The following is a 19,511-nucleotide window of genomic DNA, read 5'->3' as shown; positions in this document are numbered from 1 at the left end:
AAAGGGTTAATTATAAGTATTCACAGTGCGCGACGCACAACAGCCTTCAATATTAAAAACGCAAGTGCTTCACAGTCAAACCACCGTTTATCAATTGTTTTAATGATTCAATGCCCACCTTAAGATGGGTTTCAACGTATTGGCCCGTTACTTTCGAGTCGCTCTCTGATGTTTTTACACCTTCGGGTATCATTGGTTGGTCTGACACTAAAAGCAACGCACCTGTAGGTATCTTGTTTGCAAAGCCGCAGGTAAAAATAGTGGCGGTCTCCATATCAACAGCCATAGCACGTAATGCTTTCAAGTAACTTTTAAACTTTTTGTCGTGCTCCCAAACACGGCGGTTTGTGGTGTAGCAGGTACCGGTCCAGTAATCCAACGCAAAATCCCGTATGGTAGTCGATATCGCTTTTTGTAAAGCAAATGATGGCAAGGCAGGTACTTCCGGTGGTAAATAGTCGTTTGACGTACCCTCGCCTCTTATGGCGGCAATTGGCAGTATCAGATCGCCTACATTGTTTTTGCGTTTAAGGCCGCCGCATTTACCTAAAAATATAACAGCTTTTGGGTGTATAGCTGTAAGCAAGTCCATTACCGTGGCAGCAACCGAGCTACCCATACCAAAATTAACAATCGTGATACCGTTAGCAGTAACGCTTTGCATGGGTTTATCAAGGCCCATTATCGGGGCGTTATCGTTCCACTCAGAAAATAGCTGTATGTATCTGGAGAAATTGGTTAGTATAATGTAGTCGCCGAACTGATCGAGCGGCCGGCCGGTATAGCGTGGCAGCCAGTTTGCAACAATAGCATCTTTTGTTTTCAGACCTTTTCTGATTGGGGTATTTACCTCTTTCACTTTCAGAAGCCCTTCTGCTTCCTTTTTAACGTTCAATTCTTCGTTCATAATTATTCATTTAGCCCCCTCTAAATCTCCCCCGGTTGGGGAGACTTTAAGCCCTCCCAACCGGGGAGGGTTGGGAGGGGCCTTTATACAGTAAACCCCGGCGCGGGGCCAGGGCTGCAGTTTAATATAACAAATTTAGCCGTAAGGCTTTACTTTGTTGTTAAGCCACTTTTAATTTTTTAAGATCAGACTTTTCAAATTTTTCAAGGGCATACTCTAAATTGACGATCAGTTTTTTCACATCCTTTTTCGATGGAAACTCAAACATTGCATCAATCATTATCGCCTCGCAAATTGAGCGTAAACCACGGGCACCTAACTTAAACTCCATTGCTTTGTCAACAATAAATGAAAGCACATCGTTATCAAACTCAAGCTTAACGCCTTCGTATTCAAATAACTTTTTGTATTGCTTTAATAACGAGTTTTTAGGCTCGACCAAAATATTGTGCAATGCTTCCCTATCCAGTGGATTTAGGTAGGTAAGTACCGGCAAACGGCCAATCAACTCAGGTATTAAACCGAAAGATTTTAAATCCTGTGGGGTAATATACTTGTAGAGGTTTTTCATATCAACCTCGCCATCATTACCTTTTAATTTATATCCAACAGTTTGAGTACGTAAACGGTTAGCAATTTTCTTTTCAATACCATCAAAAGCACCGCCGCAGATGAATAATATGTTACTGGTATTAACAGTGATCATTTTTTGATCGGGATGTTTACGGCCACCTTGTGGTGGAACGTTAACCATAGTACCTTCTAATATTTTTAACAAAGCCTGTTGTACACCTTCGCCGGACACATCACGGGTGATAGAAGCATTATCGCTTTTACGGGCTATCTTATCCACCTCATCAATGTAAACAATGCCTTTTTCGGCCTGGGCTACATCATAATCGGCAGATTGCAGCAAACGGGTCAAAATACTTTCAACATCCTCGCCTACATATCCGGCCTCTGTTAGTACAGTAGCATCGCAAATACAAAAAGGAACGTTTAAAACTTTTGCCAGGGTTTTAGCCAGTAAGGTCTTACCTGTACCGGTTTCGCCAACCATAATGATGTTTGATTTTTCAATCTCAACCTCATCCTTATCAATATGCTGGTTTAATCTTTTGTAGTGATTATATGTAGCTACCGCTAATATTTTTTTAGCATCATCCTGACCAATAACGTACTGATCTAAGTGTGTCTTTATCTCGTAAGGTTTTAAGATAGATGGCGACGAAGGTGATGATTTCACCTTACGCACCTTTAATTCCTCGGCTAATATTTCGTTTGCCTGATTAACGCATTTATCACAAATATGTGCATCCAATCCCGCTATAAGCATCAGTGAATCTTGCTTGCCTGCGCCGCAAAATGAACACCTTATCTCTTTACTATTTTTATTCATTGTGATATAACTTGTTACGCAAAATTAAACAATTGGTTTTTAGAAACCAATTGGTGTTGATAGTTGATTAAGTCATCAGTGGGTCTGTCCAAAACCAACTCCTTCAACTAATGGTAATTAAGTTGATTCTGTCACCGGTCACCAATTGTACATAACCGCTAACCAACTTAATTAACCACTAACTATCCTAATCAAATTACTTTGATTTTGTTTTATTACCTCTTAATATTTCGTCAATCATACCAAACTCTTTTGCTTCTTCGGCAATCATCCAGTAATCACGATCTGATGCTGAGTGTACTTTTTCGTAAGATGTACCACTGTGATCTGCAATGATCTGGTATAACTCTTTTTTCAGTTTAGTGATCTCGTGGTAAGAAATCTCAATATCAGATTGCTGCCCTTGTGCACCACCCGATGGCTGGTGGATCATAACACGCGAGTGTGGTAAAGCAGCACGTTTCCCCTCTGCACCTGCACATAGTAACACTGCACCCATCGAGGCTGCCATACCTGTACAAATGGTAGCCACATCGTTTGATATCAGCTGCATCGTATCATATATACCCAGACCTGCATATACAGAACCGCCCGGAGAATTAATGTAGATCTGAATATCGCGTTTAGCATCCGCCGATTGCAGGAATAACAATTGCGCCTGTATAATATTGGCATTTTGATCGTAAATGGCATCGCCCAGGAAAATGATACGGTCCATCATTAAGCGCGAAAACACGTCTAACTGCGAAATGTTAAGCTGGCGCTCTTCAATGATATAAGGCGTCATACCGGTAACACCCGGAACGGTAGCAATACCGGTTGGCAGGTTGCTGCGGTTTACACCGCCAATAAATTTATCTACATACGTGCTGCTAATGCGGTGATGCTTTACAGCGTATTTTCTGAATTCGTTTCTATCTGGATTACTGTTCATAATGTGTAGTATATTTCGATTATTGATTTGCGGGGGTAAGCCCGCGATAAATATAGTTTTTAGTTGAATATTATTTAAATGATAAAGTTTGCTTAAAGTAAAATAAATGCCTACCCTCCTTGCAAAGTTTAATGACGTTTAACGTACTTAGCGCGCCACTTAAATCTTACAAAAAAAGCATCCCTTTTGAGGATGCTTTCTGTAAACGATATTAAGCGGCGTACTATTTTGCCAACTCCTTAAAATCGTTAAAGAATATATCCTTTTTATCTAGTGTTGCTACGCTCTTAATGTAATCAAACGTTTTAAGGGCTTTTACTTCCTCAAATACTTTATTAGCATTCTCTTTATTTTGAAGATATTGTACCGCATATTGTGCTAATTGCTCTTCGGCAATTGGCTGCGGGCTATACATTCTAAATTGCTGATCTAAGCTTTGTTTTGCCGCTGCAAAAACCTCATCGTATTTAATCTCGATCTTGTTTTCGGTAATGATCTTGTTTTCAATCAGCGTCCATTTAAGGTTTTTTGCAAAATCAGCATAACCACCTTCTAACTCTTCGTCGCTTAGCTTTTCGTTTGTTGCTTTTAACCAACGTTTCAAGAAATCGTCAGGCAATTCAAAGCTAACTTTGTCGATAGCATAGTTATAAATATCGTTCTGCAATTTACGCTCAGCGTCTTGTTGCATCATACCCTCTAACTCTTCGGTAATTTTAGCTTTAAAACCCGCTTCGTCAGTCACAGCACCTTCACCAAATAATTTATCAAAGAACTCCTGGTTCAGATCGCTCTCGGCTAAACGGTTTACGTTTTTAACAGCCAATTTGAAGTTTGATTTTAAATCAGCTGCTTCGCTTTCTTCTATACCTAATATTGCCGCAATTTTAGCCGCGTCGTTATTGTAAGCTTTCTGTACATCAACCACAATCTCGTCGTCTTTTTTAACACCAACTAACGATTTTTTTACTGATTCGTCAGCTATTTGCTCTAAACGTACAGATGTAGTATTGCTTATGCCACCATCAAAAACAGAACCATCCGGCGAAAGCTGCGTTAATTGCGCATATAATACATCATCCTCTGCCGATACGTCAGGGTTTGTCATTTTGCCATAGCTTCTGCGGATGTTTTTAACACGCTCGGCTAAAGTTGCCTCGTCAATTTTTATAATGTATTGGGTAATGGTATCTTTTGATGTAAAATCAATCGCAAACTCGGGCGCTAAACCAAGCTCATAGTTAAAAACAAAATCGTCATTATAATCCCAGTTATACTCAACTTTTTCATCAACCTTCGGTAATGGCTGGCCCAAAACACTTAAGTTTTGTTCGTTGATGTAGTTGTTTAGCGTGTCTGACAAAAGGTTGTTAACCTCGTCAACCAAAATGCTTTTACCGTACATTTTTTTTATATGTCCGGCAGGTACCATTCCTTTACGGAAGCCCGGCAAATTTGCTTTTTTAGCCTGGTCTTTAATTGCCTTTTCAACACGTGCCTGGTAATCAGCCGGGGCAAGGTTAATTTTTATAGTTGCATTCAGGTTGTCTGTCTTTTCCTGGGTAATATTCATCTTTATTAAATATTTATGTACTTGTTAAGCTATTAAATACAAGCCGTTTAAATATGGCTTATTTTAGAGGGGGCAAAAGTACAAATTTATTTCTAATTAGCTCCGCTTGTTTGCAAGACTGACACACCAGCCGCAAGAAAATAAACCATGATGTTAAGTAATGCTTATTAGAGGCCACCCTTTCGCGCCGGTGTGTCTATTTTTCTTGCTATAAAGTAAATCCGCACATTATAAATGACATTGCTCTTTATTCCACAAAATGCAATGTCGCACACCCCCACTCCCGTTATTCAACTTTTTTAATTGATGATACGCCTGTTTTTTTGTTGTTAACGGTTGTAGGATTGCCTTTATAATTGATAGACGATGCGCCACTACTGTTTACAGTAAGTTCACGCAGCACATTAATATCACAATCACTCGCTCCTGAAGTTGATATATCATAACTACCCACTATAAAATCAAAAGCGTGAATTTTACCACCACCACTTAGCGCAATAACATGCCTGCTGGCCTGCCCCCTCAGCGTTATATCGGTAACGCCACTGCCATCGGTGTGCACGTCCGCAGCATCTAAATCCATATTGATATTGGTAGCGCCTGATAAGTCAAAATCAAAATTTTTAGCCACCAGTTTACCGTCTGTAGTGACATTAACCGCGCCCGAAGCGTCCACCTTTTCCAGGTGCCTAACACCTATAGTTACGGTTATGTCGCCACTAGTACAAATACTTTTCTTATTGGTTGTTATACGGAGTTTATCGCCACTAACTTCGGTTTTGATAAACTTTTGCAGGTTATCATCAGCGGTAACGCTCACAGTCAATGAGCTATCCTGCTTTAGGATAATCTTGTACGCGCCCGAAACATCGAGCTTATTAAAATCAGTTACCGTCCTGGTATCTGTCGTGATATTTCCTGAGCCTTTTTCGCAGCTTATTTTGCACGATGTAAACATTAACGTGGCGGCAGAAGCTACAATCGCTAACAGGTTATAATGTGTAATTTTCATGACAATATGTGTTTTGTTAACCAACGCCTTATTGCGTTTACTGTTTGATTCGATCAAAAATACTTACTTAAGTTTTCTAATCATCTATTAGACAAAATTACCGATTGCAGGTTACATTCATTGCCTTAAAATGCTCGGTCGGCAAACGTCGAATTTATATCTGCAAGCGCCGCAACTTACAAATAATATTTATCGCCGTTAAATTTGATCTTTCCCGCGTCGAGCAACAGGCGGATAACCTCCAGTCGTTCTTTTTCATTCCCCGTCTTTACGGCGTGCACCAGATCGTCCAATTCCAGCGGCGCAATGCTGAGTAGCTGGGCAATATCGCCGGTAATATCCTCATTAATATCGCGGGCATTTTGCCGGCGCTTTTCGTCAAGGCAAACGTCGCACACGCCGCACTTGTCGGCATTGGGCTCGTCAAAATAGGCCAGCAACAACTGGCTACGGCATTTTTTGGCGGCGCAGTAAGCAAATACGGCCTCCATCTTTCTTAAATAGTTTTCTTTACGCTGCGCGATGTACGGCTTGTTAATTCGCAAATCACCGGGATGTTGACGTGGCCTTATATACGTAACCTGGGGCTTATCGTTTTGCGGTAAGTAGCTCAGGATATTGTATTGATCTAATTGCTTTAAGCCCTCAATTACTTGTTGTACACTCAGGTTGGCACGTTTTGCTACGTCGAACTCTTTTATACTTACATAGTTTTCAAAAGAGCCGCCGTATGACCGGAGTATAGCCTTGATAAACGCGTCCCAGCCTGCATTTTGGATCTGGAAATTATATAGTTCCTCATTAAAAACCTCAAACCTAAACCGCGAAGGTAAAAACACGCTTTCTGTAAAAGACAGGTATTCGTCGTGCTCTAAAAATTTAAGAGCGTTAAGGGTTTTAATAACATCAAGCTTATATTGAGCGCAAAAGCTACCCAAATCCAGATCAAAACTTATCCCCTCGCCTGCCTCATACGCGATAGAAAAATAGTTTGATAACTGGTGGTATACCAATTTGATCTCATCGACAGATGGGAAACTCAATTCATAAATTTTTTGCTGCCTTGCCCTGTCGGCTTCGTTGTAAAGTAAAATAGCATAGGCTTTTTGCTCATCGCGCCCACAACGTCCAGCCTCCTGGTAATACGCTTCAAGGCTATCAGGCGGATCTTTATGCAGTACAAACCTAACGTCAGGCTTATCTATCCCCATCCCGAAGGCGTTGGTGGCTACAATAATACGGGTGCTGTTATTTTTCCAGGCCTCCTGTTTTTTCGACCTTTCATCGGGTGATAATCCGGCATGATAAAAATCGGCACTGAAACCGTTATCGTTAAACAATTTGGCTACCTCGGCGCACTCGCGCCGGCTGCGTACGTACACTATACCGCTGCCTTTTACCCCACGGGCAATGTCCAACATCTTGCGAAACTTGTTTTCTTCGTGCTGTGTTACATAGCTAATATTTTTACGTTCAAAGCTTTTTTGATATACTATCGCATTTTTAAACAGCAGCTTATCTTGTATATCCTGTCTAACCTCGGCCGTGGCCGTTGCAGTAAGCGCCAGCACAGGCACATTTGGATGAAGTTCTCGCAGATCAGCAATGTGCAGATACGCCGGCCTGAAATCATATCCCCATTGCGATATACAATGCGCCTCATCAACCGCCAATAAGTTAACTTTCATGTATTTGATCCGCTCGCGCACCAGGTCAGACAATAGGCGCTCGGGCGACAAATACAAAAACTTCACCCCGTTATAAATGCAGGCGTCCAGCGCCATGTCAACTTCGCGCTTGCTCATTCCTGCCGTTATCGCGATAGCTTCAATACCCTTTTGTTTGAGGTTCTCTACCTGATCTTTCATCAGGGCTATCAGTGGGGAAATAACAATACAAATACCATCTTTTGCCAAAGCCGGCACCTGGAAACATACCGACTTGCCCCCACCCGTAGGCAACAACGCCAAAGTATCATGCCCTAACAATACAGATTGGATGATATCCTCCTGCATAGGGCGAAAGGCATCGTGGTTCCAATAGGTTTTTAAAATTTCCTGTATTGTCATTTATTTTATGGCGATGTCAAAACTATCAAAATAAACACGTTTTTAAGCTAAATTATACTAAAATGCCGCAATAGTTTTATCTTAGCCATTGTAAAAAAGATTAACTGATGAAGTTTTTTAAGATTAGTATAGCGTTGGTAGCATTAGCCTGCCAGGCACAGGCACAAAAATGGAACGTTGAGGCCCCTCCCGGACCAAAGAAAAACGTTACCATAGCTACTACCGAAGGCACCTGGATGAACCTTGATGTTAGCCCGGACGGTAAGACAATTGTGTTTGATTTTTTAGGTGATATATACGGCATGCCTATCGCCGGCGGCAAAGCCGCGGTGTTGTCTGCAGGCCATTCGTACGAGGTACAGCCCCGCTTCAGCCCCGATGGTAAAATGATATCATTTACAAGCGACCGTGAAGGTGGCGATAACATTTGGGTGATGAACGCCGATGGCAGCAATCGCCACTCCGTTACTAAAGAAAACTTCAGGTTGTTAAACAATGCTGCCTGGACACCCGATGGCAATTACCTTGTGGCCCGCAAGCACTTTACTGCGTCGCGCTCCTTAGGTGCCGGCGAGATGTGGATGTACCATAAAAACGGTGGCGATGGTATACAACTAACCAAACGTAAAAACGACCAGCAAGATGCAGGCGAACCAACTGTATCGCCGGATGGCAAATATGTGTACTGGAGCGAAGATGTTACGCCAGGCCCAACTTTTGAGTATAGCAAAGACCCCAACGCTGGCATATACGCCATTAAACGCCTTAACCGCGAAACCGGCAACATTGAAACCGTGACCGGTGGCACAGGCGGCGCATGTCGCCCGCAGTTATCGCCAGATGGCAAGATGATGGCTTTTGTGCGCAGGATACGTTTAAAATCGGTTTTGTTTATCCGCAAAATGGATACCGGCGAAGAGTACCCGGCTTATGACAACCTTTCACACGATCAGCAGGAAACCTGGGCCATTTTTGGTGTTTATCCAAACTTTGACTGGACACCGGACAGCAAGTCTGTTGTATTTTACGCAAAAGGAAAGATCTGGAACCTGGACATAGCTACCCTTAACGCGGTACAGATCCCATTTGAAGTGAGCACTCAGCAAAGTATTACAGAAGCCGTGCATTTCCCTCAAAAAGTTTACCAGGAAGAGTTCACTGCCAAAATGATAAGGCAAGTTGCTACATCACCTAATGGTAAGCGCATAGCCTTTAACGCTGCCGGATTTGTTTATATTAAAGACCTGCCCTCTGGCGTGCCTATGCGCGTGGACACCCTAACGGATTTTGAGTACGACCCTCAATTTAGCCCTGATGGCCGTTACCTGGTTTACGTAGCCTGGAGCGATGCCGTAAAAGGCGGAATTAACATGGTTGACCTGACTACCAAAGCCGTAACCCGTTTAACTGCTGATAAAGGCTATTATTACACCCCAAAATTCTCTAACCGCGGCGACAAAATCATTTATCGCCGGGGCGAAGGTAATGAGGCATTGGGTTTTGCTTTTGGTGTAAACCCGGGTATTTACACTATACCGATAACCGGTGGCACGCCGCAGTTGATATTGGACAATGGTATTTATCCCCGCTTTTCGCCCGATGACAGCAAAGTTTATTATCAAAGCCGCGACGGGGGCAAAAAAGCCTTTAAAGTAATGGATTTGAGCGGTGCCAATCAGCGCACCTTGTATACCTCAACATATGCTACGCAATTTGAACCAAGCCCTGATGGTAAATGGATGGCTTTTACAGAGTTTTTCAACTGCTACATCACTCCCCTAGTTTCAACAGGTAGCGCGCTTGATCTATCGGCTGGCAACAAATCCATTCCATTAACTAAACTTACTAAAGATGCCGGCACTTTCCTGCACTGGAGTAAAGACAGCCAAAGGTTAAACTGGAGCCTTGGCCCCAAATACTACAGCCGCGAAATAAAGAACGGTATCCCCTTTATAGAAGGCGGTGCTGACAAACCAAGTACCGCAGATACTGCCGGTATTGAGATCGGCTTAAAATTAAAGACTGATGTGCCCGAAGGTATGATAGCCTTTACCAATGCCAATATTATTACTATGCATGGCGATGACGTGATAGAAAAAGGCACTATCCTGGTAGAAAAAAACATGATAGTTGCCATAGGCAAAGTTGCTGACGTGCAGATACCGGCCGAAGCCAAGGTTTATGACGTTAACGGCAAAACCATAATGCCTGGTATAATTGACGTGCATGCCCACCTTCGCCCCAGCCCGGACGGTGTATCGCCGCAACAAGATTGGAGCTATTTTGCAAACCTGTCGTATGGCGTAACTACCGCTCATGATCCGTCGAGCAATACAGAGATGGTGTTTAGCCAGTCTGAAATGCTAAAAGCCGGCCGTATGGTTGGACCGAGGGTTTACTCGACCGGTAATATTTTATATGGAGCCGATGGTGATTTTAAAGTGGTAATTAATAGTCTGGACGACGCACTATCACACTTACGCCGCTTAAAAGCGGTGGGTGCATTCTCGGTAAAAAGCTATAATCAGCCACGCCGTGAGCAACGCCAACAGATTATTGAGGCCGCCCGCCAGTTGGGTATGGAAGTGGTGCCCGAAGGCGGCTCTACCTTCTTTACCAACATGAACATGATATTAGATGGCCATACGGGTATTGAGCACAGCATCCCGGTTACACCGGTGTATAAAGATGTAATTAGCCTTTGGAACAATAGCAAAACGGCCTACACCCCTACCCTTATTGTGAGCTACGGCACACAGTTTGGCGAAAATTACTGGTATGAGCGTACTGACGTTTGGAAAGATGAGCATTTATTAAACTTTACCCCACGTTCTATCGTTGATGCGCGCGCGCGCAGAGTACCTAAATCCGAGTATGGCGAGTATGGCCACGTAGATGTATCAAAAGCGGCCAAGGCTATTGCCGACGGCGGCACCAAAATACAACTAGGCGCGCACGGACAGTTACAGGGCCTGGGCGCACATTGGGAGCTATGGATGCTGGAGCAAGGCGGAATGAGCCCCCTACAGGCTATCCGTGCAGCTACAATTAACGGCGCTACTTACCTTGGTATGGATAAAGAGATAGGATCATTAGAAAAAGGCAAACTGGCAGATTTGGTTGTACTTAATAGAAACCCTTTAGAGAGCATGAATTTTCGTACTACTAACGACATTAAGTATGTAATGGTTAACGGACGCTTGTTTGACTCTGAAAGCATGAACGAAATTGGTAACAACGAAAAACCACGTGCCCGTTTCTGGTGGCAGCAAAACCGTGGCGAAAGCGTAACCCTTCCGGTTGGTAACATGGAAACCTACCTGTACTCAGTAGAGCATTGCGATTAAGTAATCACACTGATTTGAGCTAGCAGCTAATATCATAAACAAGGAAGGTCGCCCGTTAACTGGGCGGCCTTCTTTGTTATGTAGGACACTTAGTTCAATACAAACTTTTGAAAGGAGACCTGCCCCGATGAGAAATTGTACAACGCGTTTGAAAAGGTGTTTAACATCAATCCGTTTGAACCACGCATGTTTATATTAAGCAAACCACCAACATACAAAGGCTGGTTGCCGTTGCTAACTTCAAATTGTTTACCGTTACCAGCTAGGGTGGTTACCAATTTGGTACTCAGCGCTATTCTGCGGATGCGGAAATTTCCGTTGTCGCCCACAAATAAATCCTGGTTTGACACTACAAGGCTGCGGATATCTCTGAACCGCGCCGTATCCAATCCCCCGTTTGTATAACCGTCATTATATGACGCTAAAATAGTTGACTTAGTTTTATTAGGGTCAAATTTAAATATGGCATGTTTTGTAGGTATACTGCTGCTATTGGGCCCTTTGGTATAGGTTAATACAAACATATTATTGCTGCCATCTAAATCCATACTATAGGCCCCGTTACCATTAAAATCACCATTTGCACCACCTTTTAAATATTGAGTAGCCGCACCATCTGTTCCGCCAATTTTTACCACATCGTCAGTATTAAAGTTTGATGATAGTACATAATAGTTGCTATTATCCCAAACCATACCGGTTACGTTGGTGTCAGAAAACGTTGTTATAAACTCTTTGCTTATGGTGCCACTGATGCCGATGGCAACCATATACATTTCAACCTGGCCATTCGGAAATGTTGGGCAGTAGAATAATGCACGGATAGCGCCTTTTTTGTTGCTTGTGATAGCTATGCATTTGTAGCTGTTCATAGCTTTAAAGATGATATCGTTTTTGGTGAACGACTTTAAAATCTGTCCGCTCGGCGACATTTTATAAAGCTGTTGATTCTCGTCAACAACATATAAGTTACCCTCGTTATCGCTGGCTTTGGCAAATGCCGAGTAGCTACCATTTAAGATATAAGCCTGACCCGGATCGCCAACTATTACGGTAGGGTTGGCAGGTGGCTGCGTAGTAGTTACGGTAAACGTTGGTGTAAAGCCCTGAGCTAAAGCAGCCCGTTTTCCTTTAACAGTAACAGTTACCGCGCCTGTAATTGCCCCTACTGGTACAGCAACAGTAATTGTTGTCGCTGTAGCTGTTTTAACTTGTCCTGCAACGCCGCTGAAGGTGACCAGATTGTCGGCCAGCGTTGTACTGAAATTAGTACCCGTTAATGTTATAACATCGCCTACAGCACCTGATGCCGGTGTTAAAGCGGTAAACGTAGCCGGGATGATATAATTAAACGCAGGGCCGGTGATTTGCTCGCTATTTTTAACTTTCAGCGTCAAATCGCCAGATGTACCACCTTGTGGCGCAATCACCATTAACTTTGTAGCGGTAGCACTGATAACAGTAGCTTGGACAGTGTTAAATTTCACCAAATTATCTGCTAAGGCGGTACTGAAATTGGTACCGGCTATTGATACGGTATCGCCGGCTATGCCATTGCTTGGTGCTATATTATCAATAGTTGGCTTAGCGGCAACGGGGGTTGGGTCTTTTACCTCAGCTTTGGGTTTAGGGTTAACGGTATATATCGGGATGGAGAATGAACCTGTCGAAGTGAAGGTACGGCCGGTGGCATCTTTGAAGCTTATCTCCCAGGTAACTGTTAAGCCTTTGGTTTGATCGATCTCTATTTTAACAAAGCCCGACAGCGCGTAGTACGTGTTGCCACCGTTGTAATACTGCACATAGGTTTGCACCGGCGTACCAACTGTAGCCTGCACCTTCAGGTTGGGATTGCCAGGATTGGCCGATGAACCTAACTTGGGCGAAATAGCAATAGTGCCACTTTTCAAATCGTCAATAAAAAAATTTAGCTTACTGCCACTAGCATCAAGCGCAGCAGAGGTTTCCAAAGAGCTTACCGCATCGCCGCTTGAGGTGTAATAGGTTGTGGTAAGGTTGGCTGCCGATACATTAAGGTCTTTGCCATCAAGCTTACCTGTCATTTTAGCTACGGGCGTTTCGGCTGTGGGATTTGGGTTGCTCTCGTTTTTTTTGCACGATGTTACCCCGACTAAAAACGCAGCCATTAGTACTGGTATTAGTTTTAATTTTTTGATAAAGGTTGTCATGTTGTGTGGATTGTTTAGTTCGACCCAAACATGGTTAATATTATCTTAAGGATAAATAACGCATATGTAGTATAATAACGGTACTGACATAAGACATAGTCCGATAGATTATGTTAAACGCTCTAGTTCACAATGCACAAAAACTGCACCTTTTAAATAAAAGCATTTACAGTGGAAAAACTGGGATTGTTATTATCTTGCATCTATCCACTCGCTTAAACAGCACTATTTAAACCATTCATGAGTAAATACCTTCTATCAATCTTGTACCTAGCCGCGTGGCTTTTATCAGGCAATGCACACGGGCAGGTGGTTATTAAAGTTAGGCCTGCAGAAAGCCTGGCAACATCCTATTTAGGTAACGGTGTACAATGGGACCCTTACGAAACAAAAGACTTATCTGACGCCGACTGGCAAAAAACATACAAGCGGCTTGATTTTATGAAGCTGGGTTTTGCACGCGTTGTTATCAACGCCAGCTTATACTGTAAAACCGCGCCTATTGGTGAAAGGCCCGTTTACGATTTCAACTCGCCGACTGCCAGGGTACTCTATAAAATATTAGACTATTGTCAGTCGCGCAATGTCACTGTGGTTTTAGGCGAGTGGGGTGATCCGTCGGGCAAAGGGGGTGCGGTAGATAGAACCCGAAAGCAACTACGATTTGATGGCATACAAGAGTATGACGCAAGATGGACTTTTATTATTGGCGATTTTTTGACGCACCTTGTCAACCAAAAAAAATACACCTGCATTAAATATTATAACCTTGGCAATGAGCCTAACGGCGATTGGATGTATACCGAAAGCTTTGCAACCTGGAAAACATCCATATTAAACCTTGATACAGAACTAAAAGCCCGTAACCTGCGCGACCAAATTAAAATAGTTGGCCCTGATGTTGCCTGGAACAATGAATGGATAAAGCAAATTATAGCTGATAAAAAACTGGCGGGCGTTATTGATGCTTACGAGGTGCATTACTACGCTACTGCGCAAGAGATAAACGGTGCTGGCTTTGAAAAAGAAATGGCTTACTACCGCAACTATATAAGCGATAACGACCCAAAGGGAAAAGATAAAATCTTTTTTTTAGGTGAGGCGGGTATGTTGGAAGGCAAAAGCAAAACCATAGATCAGCAAAAAATGATAGGCACATTTCAATACGGGGTTTGGATGGTGGATTATGCGGTACAGAGTATGCAGGCAGGACAATCGGGAATGATAGCCTGGTCATTAGACGATGCTATGCACGTGGCTTCGCGAAAGTCAAATAATGGCGATCTAAACGATTATGAATGGAAAGAATGGGGCCTATGGGACAGCTTTGGCGAAGAAAAGGGCAAACCGGAATTGGAGAAATTGCGGCCATGGTATTATACGTGGTCGCTTTTATCAAAATATATACCCGCCGGCAGCAAAATATTAAAAACAGATAGCACCGGTGTTAGCGGGCTTCGCTGTGCCGCCGCAACCTTTAACGATAACGGCAAAACAGGTTACACCTTTGTTATAGTAAACGCCACCGAAACCGCCAACCAAGTTAACCTACAGTTACCCGGAGACACAAAACTTACCTTACACCAGTTCAACTATTTTGAAAATGATATGGTTAAAGATGCGGGTGGTTATCCCTTAGAAAAAAGGACCATTAAAAATACCCTGCTTGGTAAAGGCATCAAAATTTCATTGCCCAGTAAAGGTGTGGTGATATTTACAACGTTGAAATAAAAGCCGTTATAACACAAAAAACCCCCGATAAATCAGGGGCTTTCAATATTTAAAGTTTATTACCTGTTCGCGATATCTACATATTCACGATCAACAGCCCCGTTGTAAATTTGGCGAGGGCGGCCTATCGGCTCTTTGTTTTGTTTCATTTCTTTCCACTGTGCAATCCATCCAGGTAAACGGCCAAGGGCAAACAGTACAGTAAACATATCCGTAGGGAAACCTAATGCACGGTAAATAATGCCCGAGTAAAAATCAACATTTGGGTAAAGCTTACGCTCGACAAAATAAGGGTCTTTCAACGCTACTTCTTCCAGGCGTTTAGCAATCTCTAAAACTTCGTCATCAATCCCTAGTTTCTCTAATATATCATCGCAAGCTTTTTTAATGATCTTAGCACGTGGATCAAAGTTTTTGTAAACGCGGTGACCAAAACCCATCAAACGGAAAGGGTCGTTCTTATCTTTAGCTTTAGCTATCCATTTATCTGTATCGCCGCCGTCCTCTTTAATCTTCTCCAGCATCTCTATAACCGCCTGGTTAGCGCCGCCATGCAACGGGCCCCATAGTGCAGAGATACCCGCAGAAACAGAAGCGTAAATATTAGACTCTGACGAACCTACAATACGCACCGTAGAAGTTGAGCAATTTTGCTCATGATCGGCATGTAATATTAATAAGGTATTCATGGCACTAACTACAACCGGGTCTATTTCTACATCTTCGGTCAACTGTCCAAAGGTCATGTTCATGAAATTGGTAACGTAGTCAAACTTGTTTAACGGATACATTACCGGGTGGCCCAATGATTTTTTGTAGATCCATGAAACTATAGTAGCCATCTTAGCCAGCATTTTTATCATGCTTTGGTTAAGCTCTTCTTTAGTTTGGTTTGATTTTAATGATTCAGGATAAAAGGCCGACAACGAGCACACTAAGGATGATAACTGTCCCATAGGATGTGATTTTGACGGGAAACCATCAAAAAACTTCTTCATATCCTCGTGCACCAAAGTATGGCGGCTTATTTCGTATTCGAATTTTGCGAGTTGATCAGCGGTTGGCAGTTCGCCATATATCAACAAATAAGCAACTTCAATAAAAGTTGATTTTTCGGCTAGTTGCTCAATAGGGTAACCGCGGTATTTAAGTATCCCCAGCTCGCCGTCTAAAAAAGTAATGCTGCTTTGCGTGGCACCGGTATTTTTATATCCAACATCAAGCGTAACGTAACCGCTCTGATCTCTTAGCTTAGAAATATCAATCGCTTTTTCATCTTCCGAACCCTCAATAATCGGAAGTTCGTATGTTTTATCACCTATTGTTAATTGTGCTGAACCTGACATAGAAAGATTTTTGTGTAAGCAACAAATATATATAAATCTGCGTATAATTAAACTGTTTTAAGGGTTATGTAATTGTAAAAAAGCTGTCTTATAAAAGTTATTTCGATACAATCCATCCTTTTAATATATTCGTGCTAAAATCTGATTAAAAAAACTATTAATGGCGTTAGCAAGCGGGCTATTTTTATTAATTGATAATTATAGCTTGTACTTTTCACTAAGTATAACCGTGGTGGTAGCACTTACCATGGGCCTTTTTTACGGGCGATTTATAAGGCGGGCTGTCGACAGACAACTTGCAAAGTCGACCTACACACCAGAGCATCTAAACGCCATCATTAACTCGTTAAACGATATCATTTTTGAATTTGATGATAATAAACTTTGTCTAAACGCGTGGTACAATAGCCTAACTTATAACGTTGTTGAGCCAAAGCAACTTGTGGGCAAAACGCTGGCAGATATTTTAGGCACATCCCGCGCTCAAAAATTTAACGATGCGCTTGATCTTGTCATCGCCAACCATCAATCTACTCAAATAGAATACGTATCTGAACATGGCACCGGCAAATGGTTTTTGGCTAAGCTTACCCCGGTACTAGACATTAATGGAAATTATGCTCGCCGCGTAACCGTTTCAGTATCAGACATTACCAAACAGCACGAGTATGCTGAAGCCCTGCAAGACCAAGAACGCCTCCTACTAGAGGCGCAAACGGTAGCTAAAATTGGAAACTGGGTATTTGTAAGCGAAGATCGAAAGTTTACCCTATCGGCAAACTTTTTGGCTATAATGGATACAGAGTGCCTGCCAGATGGCGCGGATGCTTTTGAATACTACATGAACCTTTGCCACCCCGACGACCGCGAAGCATGCTACCAATTTCTGCGTACATCAACCCAAACTGATATTAAAGAACACGAACACCGAATTAAAACTTTTGCCGGCCGGATAAAATTTATTAAAATAGTTATTGGCGACAAGGTTTTTAATGAGGACGACACCTTGAAAAGGATCTCTGGTATTATACAGGACGTCACTGATATTCGGCTATCGGACAAAGCGCTTAAAAAAGGCCGCGCCGAGCTGATAGAGGCACAAACTATAGCTAAAATAGGCAACTGGAACTGGAACACTTTAACGCGAAAATTAGTTTGCTCGGAAGAGATTTATCACATTTTTGAACTGGACGCGCTGGCGGATGAAGACATTGATATGCATGGCCTGCTCTTTGAACATGTTCATCCTAACGATAAGCCTATACTGCGACAGCTATTTAAAAGCGCAACTAAAGTTGAAAATTACACCTGTGTTTTCAGAGTCATAACGCCTAACGAAACCATTAAGTACATAAGTGTAATTGTCGGAAAGCTATTAAAAACCGACAATGGGCAGGTACGTAAAATTATAGGAACGTTACAGGATGTTACTGACCGAAAGCTGGTTGAAAACGACTACAAGCGTACTGAAAATAAATACAAACTGGTGCTGGAAACAATAAAGCTCGCAGCGCTGTCTATAGATGCTAATGGTTATATCATCTTCTGCAATCAATACCTGGCCAATTTGCTGGGTTACACCCAACACGAAATTTTAGGGTTGCATTGGATGACTAGTTTTATCCCTGATGAGTTAAAAGATTCCGTAAGAACTATGCTTGATTGTATCCCCCTGCCACAACAGTACACTAATCCTGTTATTTGCCGTAATGGCGAGCAGCGCATCATTAGCTGGCAAAATACCTTTACTTATGATGAAAATGGCCTATTAGATGAAACTACCAGCATTGGCGAAGATATTACCGATCAGCAAAAAGCAACACTTGAGCTGATATCGGCAAAAGATATGGCCGAAAAGGCATCACGCTTTAAGTCGGAGTTTTTGTCGATTATGAGTCACGAAATAAGAACCCCGATGAACGCGGTGATTGGCACCACTAACTTGCTGCTAAGTGAAGATCCACGGCCGGATCAGCTTGATTATTTGAATATTTTAAAGTTCTCTGGCGAAAACCTGTTGGCCATTATTAACGATATTTTAGATTATAATAAAATTGAAGCGGGCAAATTAGAACTCAACCAGCTTAAATTTAATATCCATACACTTGCTTATCAAATACAACGAAGCTTTGCCGCTAAAGCTGCTGAGAAAGATATTGCGCTAAACCTTATTATAGATCAGGCTATACCACAATTTATAAGGGGTGATCAAATTCGCCTTAGCCAGATACTAAATAACCTGATAAGCAACGCGGTAAAATTTACGCTAATTGGTAAAGTCGATATAGAATTTAAAGCTGAGTTTGTAAGTGACACCCAGGTAGTAATACGATTTAAAATTACTGATACAGGGAGAGGTATTGCTGCTAATAATCTGGACATGATTTTCGATCCGTTTATGCAGGAGCCTTTTGTTAATAGCAATAATAACAACGGTACCGGCTTGGGCCTTGCTATAACCAAACAACTCATAAACCTTCACCGCAGCAATATTAAGGTTGACAGCCAACCGGGCGTAGGCACTACCTTTAGCTTTGCTATTGGTTTTGATTTGCCCTTAACAGAAATTAACCCTATCCCACCAGTTATTACCCCGCCTATCGCCTTTAGTATAAAAGGCATGAAAGTTTTAATTGTTGACGACAACAAGATGAATCTTTTAATAGCATCCCGGTTTTTAAGGAAGTGGCATGCAGAGGTGGACGAGGCGTTAAACGGCGAGATAGCAGTGGAAATGGCGCGTACCGGTAATTATGACTTGATTATTATGGACCTGCAAATGCCGGTTATGGACGGATTTGAAGCTAGCGCTGCTATAAGAGCATTGCATCCCAACATCCCTATTATAGCGCTTACTGCCGATGCTATGCCCGAAACCTACAACAAAGCCCGCGCAGCGGGCATGAGCGACTACATGACGAAACCCTTTGTACCAGCTATATTTTTTGAAAAGGTAGCGCAGTATTATGTCATTAATCAATAGTCAGTGGTTTGTGGTTAGTGG

General features: G+C 42.4%; 11 protein-coding genes. 3 read left to right on the top strand and 8 right to left on the bottom strand.

Annotation, left to right across the window (positions count from 1 at the left end):
• Positions 1 to 52: 52 nt before the first annotated feature.
• From ACFSYC_RS07320 to ACFSYC_RS07295, 6 genes are all read right to left on the bottom strand, one after another.
• Positions 53 to 907 (bottom strand): AMP nucleosidase, encoded by an 855-nt coding sequence (locus ACFSYC_RS07320; protein WP_377125079.1) that lies wholly within the window; start codon positions 905 to 907, stop codon positions 53 to 55.
• Positions 908 to 1,067: 160 nt separating this feature from the next.
• The gene (clpX, locus tag ACFSYC_RS07315; RefSeq protein WP_377125077.1) at positions 1,068 to 2,306 is read right to left on the bottom strand and encodes an ATP-dependent Clp protease ATP-binding subunit ClpX; all 1,239 of its coding nucleotides are present in this window, start codon (positions 2,304 to 2,306) and stop codon (positions 1,068 to 1,070) included.
• Positions 2,307 to 2,502: 196 nt separating this feature from the next.
• Entirely contained in the window at positions 2,503 to 3,240 is a 738-nt protein-coding gene (locus ACFSYC_RS07310; RefSeq protein ID WP_377125075.1) for an ATP-dependent Clp protease proteolytic subunit, read from the bottom strand.
• A gap of 223 nt (positions 3,241 to 3,463) precedes the next feature.
• Positions 3,464 to 4,813, bottom strand: a complete 1,350-nt coding sequence (tig, locus tag ACFSYC_RS07305) for a trigger factor (protein WP_377125073.1) — start codon at positions 4,811 to 4,813, stop codon at positions 3,464 to 3,466.
• Positions 4,814 to 5,099: 286 nt separating this feature from the next.
• Positions 5,100 to 5,825 (bottom strand): head GIN domain-containing protein, encoded by a 726-nt coding sequence (locus ACFSYC_RS07300; protein WP_377125071.1) that lies wholly within the window; start codon positions 5,823 to 5,825, stop codon positions 5,100 to 5,102.
• A 176-nt stretch (positions 5,826 to 6,001) separates the two neighbouring features.
• Positions 6,002 to 7,894: a RecQ family ATP-dependent DNA helicase gene (locus tag ACFSYC_RS07295; protein ID WP_377125069.1), complete on the bottom strand. Its 1,893-nt coding sequence runs from the start codon at positions 7,892 to 7,894 to the stop codon at positions 6,002 to 6,004.
• Positions 7,895 to 8,001: 107 nt separating this feature from the next.
• On the opposite strand from ACFSYC_RS07295, the gene ACFSYC_RS07290 reads away from it, so the two are divergent.
• On the top strand, positions 8,002 to 11,241 hold the full coding sequence (locus tag ACFSYC_RS07290) for an amidohydrolase family protein (protein WP_377125067.1): 3,240 nt from the start codon (positions 8,002 to 8,004) through the stop codon (positions 11,239 to 11,241).
• 89 nt (positions 11,242 to 11,330) lie between these two features.
• Here the strand turns inward: ACFSYC_RS07290 and ACFSYC_RS07285 are convergent, their stop codons facing one another.
• Positions 11,331 to 13,430, bottom strand: a complete 2,100-nt coding sequence (locus ACFSYC_RS07285; protein WP_377125065.1) for an IPT/TIG domain-containing protein — start codon at positions 13,428 to 13,430, stop codon at positions 11,331 to 11,333.
• A gap of 240 nt (positions 13,431 to 13,670) precedes the next feature.
• On the opposite strand from ACFSYC_RS07285, the gene ACFSYC_RS07280 reads away from it, so the two are divergent.
• Positions 13,671 to 15,161 (top strand): hypothetical protein, encoded by a 1,491-nt coding sequence (locus tag ACFSYC_RS07280; protein ID WP_377125063.1) that lies wholly within the window; start codon positions 13,671 to 13,673, stop codon positions 15,159 to 15,161.
• A 59-nt stretch (positions 15,162 to 15,220) separates the two neighbouring features.
• Here the strand turns inward: ACFSYC_RS07280 and ACFSYC_RS07275 are convergent, their stop codons facing one another.
• Positions 15,221 to 16,507, bottom strand: a complete 1,287-nt coding sequence (locus ACFSYC_RS07275) for a citrate synthase (protein ID WP_377125061.1) — start codon at positions 16,505 to 16,507, stop codon at positions 15,221 to 15,223.
• Positions 16,508 to 16,667: 160 nt separating this feature from the next.
• On the opposite strand from ACFSYC_RS07275, the gene ACFSYC_RS07270 reads away from it, so the two are divergent.
• Positions 16,668 to 19,490: a PAS domain-containing hybrid sensor histidine kinase/response regulator gene (locus ACFSYC_RS07270; RefSeq protein WP_377125059.1), complete on the top strand. Its 2,823-nt coding sequence runs from the start codon at positions 16,668 to 16,670 to the stop codon at positions 19,488 to 19,490.
• Positions 19,491 to 19,511 lie beyond the last annotated feature (21 nt).

The organism is Mucilaginibacter antarcticus (assembly GCF_042686155.1).
GTDB classification, from domain to species: domain Bacteria; phylum Bacteroidota; class Bacteroidia; order Sphingobacteriales; family Sphingobacteriaceae; genus Mucilaginibacter; species Mucilaginibacter antarcticus.
This window is presented reverse-complemented; position numbering and strand designations above follow the sequence as displayed.

What these genes read in the sequence shown, in the direction of transcription:
- ACFSYC_RS07275 (WP_377125061.1), bottom strand. Translation starts at nt 16,507, where the DNA reads ATGTCAGGTTCAGCACAATTAACAATAGGTGATAAAACATACGAACTT.
- ACFSYC_RS07320 (WP_377125079.1), bottom strand. Translation starts at nt 907, where the DNA reads ATGAACGAAGAATTGAACGTTAAAAAGGAAGCAGAAGGGCTTCTGAAA.
- ACFSYC_RS07310 (WP_377125075.1), bottom strand. Translation starts at nt 3,240, where the DNA reads ATGAACAGTAATCCAGATAGAAACGAATTCAGAAAATACGCTGTAAAG.
- ACFSYC_RS07300 (WP_377125071.1), bottom strand. Translation starts at nt 5,825, where the DNA reads ATGAAAATTACACATTATAACCTGTTAGCGATTGTAGCTTCTGCCGCC.
- tig (WP_377125073.1), bottom strand. Translation starts at nt 4,813, where the DNA reads ATGAATATTACCCAGGAAAAGACAGACAACCTGAATGCAACTATAAAA.
- ACFSYC_RS07280 (WP_377125063.1), top strand. Translation starts at nt 13,671, where the DNA reads ATGAGTAAATACCTTCTATCAATCTTGTACCTAGCCGCGTGGCTTTTA.
- ACFSYC_RS07295 (WP_377125069.1), bottom strand. Translation starts at nt 7,894, where the DNA reads ATGACAATACAGGAAATTTTAAAAACCTATTGGAACCACGATGCCTTT.
- ACFSYC_RS07270 (WP_377125059.1), top strand. Translation starts at nt 16,668, where the DNA reads ATGGCGTTAGCAAGCGGGCTATTTTTATTAATTGATAATTATAGCTTG.
- clpX (WP_377125077.1), bottom strand. Translation starts at nt 2,306, where the DNA reads ATGAATAAAAATAGTAAAGAGATAAGGTGTTCATTTTGCGGCGCAGGC.
- ACFSYC_RS07285 (WP_377125065.1), bottom strand. Translation starts at nt 13,430, where the DNA reads ATGACAACCTTTATCAAAAAATTAAAACTAATACCAGTACTAATGGCT.
- ACFSYC_RS07290 (WP_377125067.1), top strand. Translation starts at nt 8,002, where the DNA reads ATGAAGTTTTTTAAGATTAGTATAGCGTTGGTAGCATTAGCCTGCCAG.